The organism is Streptomyces sp. NPDC004051 (genome assembly GCF_053604275.1).
Genome location: NZ_JBSGHG010000003.1, coordinates 127,229 through 139,184, shown reverse-complemented (window position 1 = coordinate 139,184; position 11,956 = coordinate 127,229). Strand labels below are relative to the sequence as shown.

Annotated in this window: 13 protein-coding genes; 7 read left to right on the top strand and 6 right to left on the bottom strand. The window is 71.2% G+C overall.

The genetic code is table 11. The annotated features are described in order from the left end of the window. Nucleotides 1–214: 214 nt before the first annotated feature. Nucleotides 215–541 (bottom strand): chorismate mutase, encoded by a 327-nt coding sequence (locus tag ACWEQO_RS05915; RefSeq protein ID WP_452979399.1) that lies wholly within the window; start codon nucleotides 539–541, stop codon nucleotides 215–217. Between the two features lie 353 nt (nucleotides 542–894). Between ACWEQO_RS05915 and guaA the strand changes: the two genes are divergently transcribed. Continuing rightward, nucleotides 895–2,475, top strand: coding sequence for a glutamine-hydrolyzing GMP synthase (gene guaA, locus ACWEQO_RS05910; protein WP_361450044.1), 1,581 nt, complete (start codon nucleotides 895–897; stop codon nucleotides 2,473–2,475). Between the two features lie 48 nt (nucleotides 2,476–2,523). Here guaA and ACWEQO_RS05905 read toward each other — a convergent pair whose 3' ends face one another. Beyond that, complete coding sequence (locus tag ACWEQO_RS05905) at nucleotides 2,524–2,997, bottom strand: pyridoxamine 5'-phosphate oxidase family protein (protein ID WP_361450355.1); 474 nt, start codon at nucleotides 2,995–2,997, stop codon at nucleotides 2,524–2,526. A gap of 308 nt (nucleotides 2,998–3,305) precedes the next feature. Between ACWEQO_RS05905 and ACWEQO_RS05900 the strand changes: the two genes are divergently transcribed. Further along, entirely contained in the window at nucleotides 3,306–4,598 is a 1,293-nt protein-coding gene (locus tag ACWEQO_RS05900) for a hypothetical protein (protein WP_452979396.1), read from the top strand. Nucleotides 4,599–4,758: 160 nt separating this feature from the next. Then, a complete protein-coding gene (locus ACWEQO_RS05895) occupies nucleotides 4,759–5,289 on the top strand; it encodes a DoxX family protein (RefSeq protein ID WP_361450047.1) in 531 nt (176 codons plus the stop codon). A gap of 50 nt (nucleotides 5,290–5,339) precedes the next feature. Here the strand turns inward: ACWEQO_RS05895 and ACWEQO_RS05890 are convergent, their stop codons facing one another. Both ACWEQO_RS05890 and ACWEQO_RS05885 read right to left on the bottom strand, forming a co-directional pair. Further along, complete coding sequence (locus ACWEQO_RS05890; protein ID WP_361450050.1) at nucleotides 5,340–5,573, bottom strand: hypothetical protein; 234 nt, start codon at nucleotides 5,571–5,573, stop codon at nucleotides 5,340–5,342. Next, the gene (locus ACWEQO_RS05885) at nucleotides 5,560–6,942 is read right to left on the bottom strand and encodes a PspC domain-containing protein (RefSeq protein ID WP_361450053.1); all 1,383 of its coding nucleotides are present in this window, start codon (nucleotides 6,940–6,942) and stop codon (nucleotides 5,560–5,562) included. The genes ACWEQO_RS05890 and ACWEQO_RS05885 overlap by 14 nt, the downstream gene beginning before the upstream one ends. A 177-nt stretch (nucleotides 6,943–7,119) precedes the next feature. Here ACWEQO_RS05885 and ACWEQO_RS05880 point away from each other — a divergent pair, with 177 nt between their 5' ends. Both ACWEQO_RS05880 and ACWEQO_RS05875 read left to right on the top strand, forming a co-directional pair. Continuing rightward, nucleotides 7,120–8,412: an ATP-binding protein gene (locus ACWEQO_RS05880; RefSeq protein ID WP_361450056.1), complete on the top strand. Its 1,293-nt coding sequence runs from the start codon at nucleotides 7,120–7,122 to the stop codon at nucleotides 8,410–8,412. Further along, nucleotides 8,409–9,131 carry a response regulator transcription factor gene (locus tag ACWEQO_RS05875; protein ID WP_361450059.1) on the top strand — a complete coding sequence of 241 codons (723 nt, stop codon included), beginning with the start codon at nucleotides 8,409–8,411 and terminating at the stop codon, nucleotides 9,129–9,131. Before ACWEQO_RS05880 ends, ACWEQO_RS05875 begins: the two co-directional genes overlap by 4 nt. Nucleotides 9,132–9,341: 210 nt before the next feature. Here ACWEQO_RS05875 and ACWEQO_RS05870 read toward each other — a convergent pair whose 3' ends face one another. Then, nucleotides 9,342–9,944, bottom strand: a complete 603-nt coding sequence (locus tag ACWEQO_RS05870) for a GNAT family N-acetyltransferase (protein WP_452979389.1) — start codon at nucleotides 9,942–9,944, stop codon at nucleotides 9,342–9,344. A gap of 183 nt (nucleotides 9,945–10,127) precedes the next feature. Between ACWEQO_RS05870 and ACWEQO_RS05865 the strand changes: the two genes are divergently transcribed. Together ACWEQO_RS05865 and ACWEQO_RS05860 are read left to right on the top strand one after the other, a co-directional pair. Continuing rightward, on the top strand, nucleotides 10,128–10,490 hold the full coding sequence (locus tag ACWEQO_RS05865) for a DUF397 domain-containing protein (RefSeq protein WP_452979386.1): 363 nt from the start codon (nucleotides 10,128–10,130) through the stop codon (nucleotides 10,488–10,490). 104 nt (nucleotides 10,491–10,594) lie between these two features. Next, complete coding sequence (locus ACWEQO_RS05860; protein WP_361450068.1) at nucleotides 10,595–10,948, top strand: hypothetical protein; 354 nt, start codon at nucleotides 10,595–10,597, stop codon at nucleotides 10,946–10,948. Here the strand turns inward: ACWEQO_RS05860 and ACWEQO_RS05855 are convergent. Beyond that, the gene (locus ACWEQO_RS05855) at nucleotides 10,926–11,951 is read right to left on the bottom strand and encodes a tellurite resistance/C4-dicarboxylate transporter family protein (protein ID WP_452979383.1); all 1,026 of its coding nucleotides are present in this window, start codon (nucleotides 11,949–11,951) and stop codon (nucleotides 10,926–10,928) included. The two genes, ACWEQO_RS05860 and ACWEQO_RS05855, sit on opposite strands and share 23 nt — an antisense overlap. Nucleotides 11,952–11,956 lie beyond the last annotated feature (5 nt).

Genomic DNA, 11,956 nt, shown 5'->3' with positions numbered 1-11,956 from the left:
CCGGAACGAGGTCCCACGACGCGCGGCACGATCCGCACGTCTCATCGCTCCGGCGAGCCACGCGTGGTTCTTTCGAGCCCGCCCCTGGCTGACACGGACACCCCTACCAACGGCACGACCACGGCTCCGGTCACGCGCCGTACGGGTGAGGAGGGATGCGTACGTGTGTGCCTGGCACGCGGATCCGGTGTCCGGTCGCCGGTGCTCGGCCGTTTCAGATCCTGCCGCGGCTCAGCTCCAGCAGGGTCATCGCGAGCGTGGTGCCCGACTTGCCCAGGGCCTCCCTGTAGTGGCTGAGGATCTCCATCTCGCGGGAGAGGTTCACGCGCCGGCCGCCGGAGGCGATCCGTTCCCGCTGGATGACGGCCGACACGGCCATCCGTTCCTGGACCAGGCCGATGATCCGATCGTCCAGGGCGTCAATCCGCTCGCGGGCACCGGTGATCACGTCGGCGGCCTCGGCGGTGCGGGCGCCGGTCCTCTCGGCGGTGGTGTTGTCGACGGTCGTGCTGTCGGTGGTGACGTCGGTGGTGGTGGCCATGACGGGGCTCCTCGCTGGATGTGTGGGGCGCCCCCGGATCGATCGGGTCCGAAAACGCCAGGCGCCCCGGACCTTGTCGGCCCGGGGCGCCTGGGAAGTCGCTTGTCAGTTGCTCAAGCAGCACGACCATGGCAGCCGGTGGGCCGGTTGCCATAGGTAAAGAAGAAAGCCGAGACGGCCGTGCGCGTGAACATGGGTCCCAGTATGCCGCGCTCGCCCCGGCCGTCCAACACGGGTGGTCGCATGGTGAGACGGACCCCTGCCGTGCAGGGGTGCCGGAGCCCGGAGAGGGCCGCATGCCCACCGGCTAGAATCGGAAGACACCAGACCCGCCCACCGCCGGAAGGCACCTCGTGTCATCAGCGACTTCCGCTGCCAACGCGCCCGACACCGTCCTGGTCGTCGACTTCGGCGCGCAGTACGCCCAGCTCATCGCCCGTCGCGTCCGCGAGGCGCGGGTCTACAGCGAGATCGTGCCGAGCACCATGCCGGTCGCGGAGATCCTCGCCAAGAACCCGGCGGCGATCATTCTCTCCGGCGGCCCCTCGTCGGTCTACGAGGAGGGCGCCCCCACCGTCGACCGCGCGCTCTTCGAGGCCGGTGTCCCGGTCTTCGGCATGTGCTACGGCTTCCAGCTCATGGCGCAGGCCCTGGGCGGCCGGGTGGACAACACCGGCGCACGTGAGTACGGCCGTACGGAGCTGCACGTCTCCAAGTCGTCCTCCACCCTCTTCGAGGGCACCCCGGACGAGCAGGCCGTGTGGATGTCGCACGGCGACGCCTGCTCCGCCGCCCCCGAGGGCTTCGCCGTCACGGCCTCCACGGACGTCGTCCCGGTCGCCGCCTTCGAGAACGACGACAAGAAGCTCTACGGCGTCCAGTACCACCCCGAGGTGATGCACTCCACGCACGGGCAGCAGGTGCTGGAGCACTTCCTGTACCGGGGCGCGGGCCTGAGCCCGAGCTGGACCACCGGCAGCGTCATCGAGGACCAGGTCGCCGCCATCCGCGAGCAGGTCGGTGACCGGCGCGCCATCTGCGGTCTGTCCGGCGGGGTGGACTCCGCCGTCGCCGCGGCCCTCGTCCAGAGGGCCATCGGTGCGCAGCTGACCTGCGTGTACGTCGACCACGGCCTGATGCGCAAGGGCGAGACCGAGCAGGTCGAGAAGGACTTCGTCGCCGCGACCGGCGTGCAGTTGAAGGTCGTGGACGCGTCGGAGCGGTTCCTGACCGCGCTCAAGGGCGTCTCGGACCCCGAGGAGAAGCGGAAGATCATCGGCCGCGAGTTCATCCGGGTCTTCGAGCAGGCCCAGGCCGAGATCGTCGCGGACGCGGGCCCGGCCGTGGAGTTCCTGGTCCAGGGCACCCTCTACCCGGACGTCGTCGAGTCCGGCGGGGGCACCGGCACCGCCAACATCAAGTCCCACCACAATGTGGGCGGTTTGCCCGAGGACCTCGAGTTCAAGCTGATCGAGCCGCTGCGCCAGCTGTTCAAGGACGAGGTCCGGATGGTCGGCCAGGAACTCGGCCTGCCCGAGGAGATCGTCCAGCGGCAGCCGTTCCCCGGCCCGGGACTCGGCATCCGCATCGTCGGCGAGGTGACCAGGGAGCGGCTCGACCTGCTGCGCGAGGCCGATGCCATCGCCCGCGAGGAGCTCACCGCGGCCGGCCTCGACCGGGACATCTGGCAGTGCCCCGTGGTCCTGCTCGCGGACGTCCGCAGCGTCGGTGTCCAGGGCGACGGCCGCACCTACGGCCACCCCGTCGTCCTGCGCCCGGTGTCCTCCGAGGACGCGATGACCGCCGACTGGTCGCGGCTGCCGTACGACGTCCTCGGGAAGATCTCGACCCGCATCACCAACGAGGTGCGGGACGTCAACCGCGTCGTCCTCGACGTGACCTCCAAGCCGCCGGGGACCATCGAGTGGGAGTAGTCCCCGTTCGGGCAGTCCCCGTTCGGGCAGTCCCCGTTCGGAGGGGGCTCACGTCCGTTTGAGCGTGCGCACCGGCTCACCGGGCTTCCAGACCTGGAGGACGAGATACGTCTCGTCCTCCACGTAGGTCCGCACGACCTCCGTCAACTCGGTGCGGAAGAGGTGGAACGGCTCCGGCGGTTCCACCTCTTCGGCGTACTCGCTCCTGGTGTCCGCGTCGTCGACCTCGAACGCGCGTCCGCTGATCCGCACGTCCCCGCCGCCCATGCCCGTCCCCGCCCCGGGGTTCGCCTGGAGCGCGAAGCGCGGGTCGCGGCGCAGATCGAGTGCCTTGAGCGAGTCCGGCATCATGCCGAGCCACAGCTCACCGTTGAGGAAGCGCACCTCCAGGCCGGTGGTGCGCGGCGACCCGTCCTTGCGCAGGGTCGCGAGAACGTGGTGGGTGTGCGCGCCGAAGCGCTCCTCCACGGTCTTCGCGAGATCGGGTTCGGCGGAGGTGAAGGCCTCCCAGTTCGTGTCCATGGAGTCCGTGTTCATGGGGTGAGTGTGACGCGGATACCGGACACCGTGTGTCGGGTATCCGCGGTGTCCTCCGGATGGAGCAGTGGGCACCGTACGGCGATCGTCGACGGGAGGCGCTGGTCGGCGACGGGCCGCCACGGGGGATCTCGTGGCCGGGTCAACACGGCGCCTCGAACTTCACCCGCTGACCGGACCTGCCGAGTGGGGAGGGCCGGACGTAGGGCACAATTCGCAGTCGTTGCCGTGGAGTTGCGTGCACCGATGGTGATCTTCAACGTGCGCGGACAGGGGAAAGGCGGGCTTCGGGCGTGGCGGTGCAGGAGGCGGACCCCACCGTGACGGGGTATGGCGCGGACATGGGCGCCCACGAGGGCGGCTGCGCCTGCGGGGACTGTCCGCACGGGGTGCGTGAGGGGCACCGGCGCGCGGTCGCCGCGTTCCTGCTGAAGCGGGAGGAGTACGCGGCCGGACAGGGGCTGCCCGCGGCGGTCGCCCACTCGGCGTCCGCGTCCCGCCAGTGGGTCTCGGAAGAGCTGGCGCAGGCCGCGGAACTCGTGGCCGAGCGGGGCCGGGCCGAGGGCGCGGCCTGGCTGGCGCGCCTGTGGCGCCGGACGGCGGTCGTGGTGTGGGCGGCGGTCGTGCTGCTGCTTCTGGGCCAGGCGCTCACGGCGATCGGCTCGGGCTGGAGTGCCGCCCGCACGGCCGGGTTGCTGGCCGCGCTGGTGGTGGCCGGCGCGCTGACCGCCGCTTCGTGGTTCCACCGGGCGCGGGGCGGGGTGCTGGCGCCGGTGATCGGGGAGGACAACCGTCTTTCCACGTCCCGCGCGGTGGCGGCCTCCTGGGTGCTGCTCCTGGCGTACGCGGTGCTGGTCCTGGTGGGACAGCTGGCGGTCGCCTCCGAGCCCAGGGAACGCGACGCGCTGATCGCGGGACTGGAACTGGCCCGCGGTGCGGGCGTGGTGACCGTACTCGCCGTGGTGTGCGGGATCGCCGTGGTGGTGCGGCGGGTGGTCGGACTGCGTGTGCAGGGGCAGCGGCTGCAGAAGGTACGTGCGGACCGGCCCCGGGCGGCCGATCTGCTGACCGACGACGCGGGACGGGGCTGCTTCGCCGACATCCAGTACGTCGTGATCAGCGCCGTCGCGCTGGTGTTCGCGGCGGTACGGCTGGCACGGCGGCCGGACCAGTTGCCCGATCTGCCGTGGGGGCTCGCGGTGGTCGTGCTGGTGTCGGCGGCGACCTATCTGGCGGGCAAGTACGCGGAGGGCGGCCGTCCGGTCATCCTCTCGGTGGTACGGGCGCGGGAGGCCGGGGACCTGGACGCGCCGATCCGGACCGGCGACGACATCGAGATCCGGGGCACCGGCTTCGTTCCGATGGGCGCGCAGGGAGCCGACCGGCTGGCCCGGATGGTGGTCCGGGTGGGAACGGTGCACGTCCATGTGCCGCTGGTGCCGGTGCGGGGCGGTTTCGACAACCCGACGGACGCCCTGCTGACCGTTCCGGTCCCGGCGGAGGTGGAACCGGGGCGGGTGGAAGTGCAGGTCGTCACGGCAGCCGGGGTGGAGACGAACCGGTACGCGATCGACGTGACGGACTGACGGACCGGCCGGACCGGTGGGCGCGGCCGGGTGGTCGAGCCGGGTGGTCCAGGTGACGTTCCGGAAAACCGGGGCGGTGAGGGATTGATCCGGCCTTGTTTGTCGTACGTATGGTCTGTCGAGGAGGTCTCGGTTCGGCGGTGAGAGGCGGCAGACGGCAATGACCCAAGGCATGCGCGTGGATACGTACAGCCCTCGCTTCGACGGCAGCAGGAACTGGCGGGACACCGCGACGCAGTACGCACTCCTGCCTCTGCGGATCTTCCTCGGCATCACCTTCATCTACGCCGGACTGGACAAACTCACCGACAGCGCGTTCATGAAGGACACCGGGGCCGGGTCGATCGGCGACATGATGCGTGCCGTCCGCGACTCCTCGGCCATTCCCGCACTGGTCGACATGTCCCTGGAGAATCCCGTCGCCTTCGGCTACGCCATCGCCTTCGGCGAGCTGGCCGTCGGCATCGGAACCCTCATCGGTCTGCTCGCCCGACCGGCCGCCCTCGGCGGTGCGCTGATCTCCCTCAGCCTGTGGCTGACGGTGAGCTGGGCCGCCGAACCGTACTACTACGGAAATGATCTTCCCTACCTCATGGGCTGGATTCCGCTGGTACTGGCAGGCGCACCCCTGCTCTCCGTGGACGCCGCCCTCCGGGGGCGCCGGCGACGCCGGGTGAGCAACTACCGGTAGGGCCGCCCCACCTGCGGCGAAAGCGCCGGTCCGGCCGCCGGCCGCCTCCGTCAGCTCGGTGACTTCGCCTGGCTCTCCCGGTCGCCGGACCGCCTGTTCCGGCGTATCAGGCCCGTCACGCCGCCCACCGCTGCGGCCAGGCACAGGCCGCCCCCGACGACGGGGAACACGACGAACCACGGGGTGTCCCAGGCGCCGCCCGCGTCTCCGGCGTAGAGCACGCCGGCGAGGGTGAGGAAGGCACCGGCGACCAGCCTGCCGGGCTGGAACTCATGACGTAACACGGCTCACCTCCGCCTGTCCGGTGCCGACCTGGAGCTCCAGGTGGAGCGTGCCCGCCTTCTCGACGCCCGCGGGCGGAGCCAGGGTCGCCTCCTCGCGCTTGTCGGGTGCCACGTCCACGTCCTTCCGCAGGTCGCCCGGCAACTGGATGTCGCCCAGCCCGACCTGGACGTTCAGCCGCACGGTCACGTTCTCGGGCACGATCACGTGGATGCGGCCCAGGCCGACATCGGCCCGTGTCGACACGGTCTGCCCTTCGGCCACCCGCACCTTGGACAGATCGAGGGTGCCGCTCCCCGTGCCCAGGTGGTACGCCGGGCGTATCTGTGCGACCGAGGCGGGCTTCCAACTGGTGCGCATCCACTCGGTGCCGATGTCCTCGGGCACGGCCGTGGAGGCGGCCAGCAGTCCCGCGGTGATGACCGCCAAGATGATCGACCCCGCCCCGGTGCGGCCCAGGAACGCGCTGACCGCCACACCGAGGCCGAAGACGGCGAGCGCACACGCGAGACCGGTCTGCAGGCTGGTGCCGAGCGGATGCTCCTGCCAGGTCAGGCCCGTGCCCAGGCCGGCCGCGAGCAGGGCGAACAGGAAGACCCAGCCGCCGATCCCGCGGGGCCCTCGAGGCTTGGCCGGCCGCGGGTGCGGGGGGCGTGCGGCGCCGCGGCCGGAGCCGTGGGGGTCGAGGCGGACGTCGACCACCGAGGCGATGTCCAGGTCGCGGGAGTTCCCCGGACCCCACAAGTAGCCCGTACCGCCGACGTGCGTGCCGTCCTTGACGATGGGATCGCGCCACCAGGAGGAGTAGGCGGCGGGAACCGGCGGCGCCTGGGGCTCCGGCGGGGCGTCGGCGGCGGCCTGGGCGGCGAGGGGGTCGGGGCTGGGGGCACCGCGGTGCCGGGACCAGTACCCGGCACCGGCGAGCAGCAGGGAGAGCATCACGGCGAAGCTCAGCACCCCGCCGTTGTTCAGCATGGTGAGGAAGACGCCGCAGCCGACCAGCGCGAAAAGTATCGCCGCCAGCGTGTGGCCGCCGACCCGGCCGGTCAGCAGTCTGCGCATCTCGTTCTCCTCCTCGCCCTCGTACGGGACGAGGAGCCAGGCGAAGCCGTAGAAGATGAGGCCGACGCCGCCGGTGGCGGAGAGCACCGCCAGCGTGATGCGGAAGATCACCGGGTCCATGTCGCACTGCCGGCCGAGCCCGGAGCACACTCCACCGATCATCTGGTGCCGGCGGTCGCGCCGGAAACGGTGCGGAGGCTCGGGCACGCCCGCCTCACCGGGCGGCCGCGGGGCCCCGCCGGAAGCGGCCTCTCCGACCGCGCCGGAGCCGGGCCCCGGGCCCGGCGCGGCGTGCTGGTGATCTGTCATGGGTCCATGGTGACGGGCGAGCCGCCGCGGCGGCAGTCGGGACGACCCTGGCCGGACCCTGATATCGGCCCTGAGGGGTGCCCGGGGGCTGCCCGAGGAGCCGGAACCGGAGATCAGGGGAGTCTCCGGGATCGACCCTGATGCCCCGGAACCGGGGACCGTGTGACCATCATTGACATGTCGGAAGCCGCAGCAGCGCCACTCGTCGAGCCGCGGCCGCCGCGCAAGCTCTACCGCAGCGGTGATGGACGCTGGCTCGGTGGTGTGGCGCGGGGGCTCGCCGGACACCTCGGGCTGCCCGTGATCTGGGTACGGCTCGTGTTCGTCGGTCTGTTCATGGCCGACGGCCTCGGCGCGCTGCTGTACGCCGCGTTCTGGTTCTTCGTACCGCTCGGCGTCGGCGGTGTGGACGCGCAGAAGCCGCCCCCGCTGGTCGGGACCGAGACCTCTCCGGACGGACGGCGCAGACTCGTCACCCGCAGACCGGACAAGGGCCAGATCGTCGCCCTGCTCCTCATGGTCGTCGTGGCCATGGGCTTCGTCGGCAGTGTGGACACGTCCAACGGCGCCAGGGTCTACCTCTGGCCGACCGTGCTGGTCGGCGCGGGCGTCGCCCTGGTCTGGCGGCAGGCCGACAACGCGCGCCGGGCCCGCTGGGTCGAGGTCGGCAGCCGCCGCCGTACGGTCACCCTGCTGCGGGGCGGCGCCGGCGTCCTGCTGGTCACGGCGGGTGTGTCGGGCATCTTCGTCCTGCGGGGCTCCGGTACCCACCTCGCGTCGGTGCTCCAGGCGGCCCTCGCGGTCCTCGTCGGGATCACCCTCCTCGCCGGCCCCTACCTCGTGCGCATGACCCAGGACCTCTCCGAGGAACGGCTGATGCGCATCCGCGCCCAGGAGCGCGCCGAGGTCGCCGCGCACGTCCACGACTCGGTGCTGCACACCCTCACCCTGATCCAGCGCAACGCCGAGAGCCCGGGGGAGGTGCGCCGCCTCGCCCGCGCCCAGGAGCGCGACCTGCGCAACTGGCTCTACAAGCCCGAGGGCACCGGCAAGGACGAGGACGAGGAGCCCACCACCCTCGCCGAGGCCGTGCGGCGCAACGCCGCCGAGGTGGAGGACAAGCACGGCGTCCCCATCGAGGTCGTCGTCGTCGGCGACTGCCCGCTGGACGAGAAGATCGGCCCGCAGATGCAGGCCGCGCGTGAGGCCATGGTGAACGCGGCCAAGTACGGTGGCGAGGGGGGTGCCGTACAGGTCTACGCCGAAGTCGAGGGAAGGACGGTCTTCGTGTCCGTCCGGGACCGCGGCCCGGGCTTCGACCTCGACTCGATACCCGCCGACCGCATGGGTGTCAGAGAATCGATCATCGGCCGCATGGAGCGCAACGGCGGCACGGCGCGGCTGCGCGCGGTGCCGGACGGCGGCACGGAGGTCGAGCTGGAGATGGAGAGGGCGGAGAACACGTCATGAGCGAGCCCACCGAGCCGACCGGGACGAACGGAACGGCGGGGCCGGCCGACGGCGCCGGACGTCATGTGCGTGTCGTCCTCGTCGACGACCACCGCATGTTCCGCACGGGCGTCCAGGCCGAGATCGGGCAGACCGAACAGACCGGCGTCGAGGTGATCGGTGAGGCCGCCGACGTCGACCAGGCGGTCACGGTCATCACCGCGACCCGGCCCGAGGTCGTCCTCCTCGACGTGCACCTGCCCGGTGGCGGAGGCGTGGAAGTGCTCCGCCGCTGCGCGCCGCTGATGGGCGACGCCGAGCAGCCGGTCCGCTTCCTCGCGCTCTCGGTCTCGGACGCGGCGGAGGACGTGATCGGCGTGATCCGGGGCGGCGCCCGCGGATACGTGACCAAGACGATCACCGGGACCGACCTGGTCGACTCGATCTTCCGGGTCCAGGAGGGCGACGCCGTCTTCTCCCCCCGCCTGGCTGGCTTCGTCCTCGACGCCTTCGCCTCGACCGACGCCCCGCCGGTCGACGAGGACCTCGACCGCCTCACCCAGCGCGAACGCGAAGTGCTGCGGCTGATCGCCCGCGGCTACGCGTACAAGGAGATCGCCAAGCAGCTCTTCATCTCCGTGAAGACGGTCGAGTCCCACGTCTCGGCGGTCCTGCGCAAGCTCCAGCTCTCCAACCGCCACGAACTCACCCGCTGGGCGACGGCACGGCGCCTGGTGTGACCGCCCGGTAGGTGCCGCTGTGATCACTCCGTGCCTGACCTGTCGCAGCGAAGGCTGAGCGAATCTCGTCGAAGGCCGAGCGCCGAGCGGATCGGGACCGTATGGGAAGAAACAGGGTGACGTGCTCGCACCGCACATGGCGAGCGCTGTGCACGCCAGGAAACCTGATGTCCAGGCTCCGATTTCTCCCGCGTTGCGGGCCCCGGAGCCCTACCGCGGATCCCTGCGCATGCACCACGTGCGGGGGCCGGAGCCGGGGAGCAGGACCTCGGCTGTGACCTTGAAACCGAGGCGCTCGTAGAACGTCACGTTCCTCTCGCTGGAAGTTTCCAGGAACGCCGGGCGCTCGGCACGTTCGGCCGCCTCGATGCCGGGGATCAGCACCGCGGTACCAAGGCCCCGCCCCTGGGATCCGGGGGCGACCCCCACCGTGTTGAGGAACCACGCCGGCTCCTGCGGTCGATACGGAGCGACGGCCTGCTCCGCGGAATCGTAGGCGGCGGTCCGGTCACCGATGAGATCGCCGAGCAGTGGGCCGATCTCGGCGAAGGCAGGCGAGGGGTCCTGGTCGGGAGTGGCCCAGACAGCGACGGCGCGGCCCGCGTCGGCAACCCACACGCGGCCGTACACCATCCCGATGCGGGTCAGGCAGAGTTCTTGGAAGCGCCGGATCCGGGCCTCGTGGTTGTCTGCGGCGATCACGTGCCGGGTGAAGGGATAGTCGACGAAGGCCCGGGTGAGGGTGTCGACCGCGATGGGGACGTCGGCATCGGTGACGGGACGTACGTCAGGGGCGTCCTGGTGCTGTGGCATGCCGATTGAACGATCTTGACGGCAGGTGAATTCCTGGTCAGAGGTCGGGCGGCGAGGCATGCAGCGGGCGCCGCGTACGAGGCGAGGACGTCACCGGGGGCTCGGCCCGTCCGGTCTCACGCGGCTCGGGCGCTCAGCCTCCGCTGCGACGGGTCACGCTGGGGCCGGTCGGAGGAGGGCTGCATGCTGCTGCGTTTCCGTATGGCGGACGTACAGTCGCTGAGCGCCGGAGGTCAGCGTCCTGCATGCCAGTCCGGAGAAGGTAAGTGCACTCACACAGACCCATGCAATGATCCGCATGCACTGCCTTGGCGTGGAGGAGTCGGCCACGTTCATCAGAAGGGTGGCAGAGGAGCCATGAGTGAACGCCTCACCTGGTACAAGTCCAGCTATAGCGACAGTCAGGGCGGTGCCTGCCTCGAAGTAGCACCCTGCCCCCGCGCCGTCCACGTCCGGGACTCGAAGCTCGGGTCCCGGAGTCCTCGGTTCGCCGTTGCCGGAGGTGCCTGGGCTGCTTTCGTCGCGTATGCGCGTACCGGAGCCTGAGCTTCGAGGGGCGGGTGCTTTCCGGCAGGGCGTAGCTCCACAGCCGTGGCCGTCGCATCGGGCCGGTGTCGGGTGTGGGGTGGGGGGTGGTTAGGCTCCGGCTCATGGACGTGCTCATTCATGTTTTCGTCGGACTGCACATCATCGGTATCGCGTCGCTGCTCGGTGGGTTCCTCACCCAGATGAAGGCCATGGGGCAGGGGACCGCGCGCTTCGTGCCCGCGATGCTGCACGGCGCGCTGACGATGCTGGTCACCGGTATCGCTCTGGTCGGGCTCAACGAGGCGCAGGGCCATTCCGTCGACCACATCAAGATCGGCGTCAAGCTGGCCCTGCTGATCGTGATCCTCGGCCTGGTCTACGTGAAGCGGGACGACGAGAAGGTGGACAAGGGCCTGTTCGGGCTGGTCGGACTGCTGACCACGGCGAACATTTTCATCGCCGTGCTCTGGACCTGACGAAGGCCGACAGGGAACCAGACATGATCACGGTCCGCGCGGAGGTCGCCGCGCCGACGGCGACCGCCAGCCAGGCGGCCACCGAGATCCACAGCAGCACACGCCCCAGGCCGTCGAGCCATGGGAACCCGAGGGCGGCGGACGCGGAGAGCGTCGCCGCCGCCGTCATGCCGAGGGGGAAGACGGTCGCCCAGCGCCGTGTGTCGTAGGCCGGCCGCGGCCGGACGGCCTCGGCGGCCAGCAGCGCCGCGTACCAGGCCAGGCCCAGCACCAGCAGGGCGACGGTCGTCAGGCGCAGGACACCGAAGTCGTCGTTGTTCCACAGATACAGCCGGGAGCTGTCGGCGGTGAGCAGCCTGGCCCCGGCGAGCGACGAGATGGCGATGGCACCGCCCGCGACCCAGTGGTCCCCGGCCCCCTCGAGCACCTGCCGGGGGTCGAAGCGGAACAGGGCGAGCCCGTAGAGCACCAGCCCGGACCAGAACAGCACCAGTGCCACCCGTGCGAGCCAGGCCGCCGACCCGGCCGCGGCGAGCGTGGCGCCCAGGACGGCGAGCCCCTGCGTGGCCACGCAGGCCATGAACACGGAGCCGGGCATGTGCGGCCGCCAGCGTCGCACGACGAGGACGAGCAGCACCGGCCAGAGCACGGCGGCCAGTGCGAGCAGCGCCCCGGCCAGGGCGTCGTGGCCGAGTGCGGACACCCGCGTGCCGAGCACGGCCGTCGCGGCGACCGCGGTGAGCGAGTCCGGGCTCTCCGCCTCCGACACCCACCGCTCCCGCTCCCGCAGCAACCGCAGGACGAACTCCGCCGCCAGCCCCAGCCAGGCGGCGCAGGCGAGTACGAGGAGGACCAGGGAGAGGACCTCCCACCCCGCCGTCTGCAAGGCCACGGACACTATGCCGGTCGCCATCACGGCGGAACCGGCCGCCGGGGAACGCTGCGCCCACCAGGCGCGGAAGGCGGAGGGCGAGGGGGTGGGGGCAGGGTCGGGGGCGGGCATGGGGC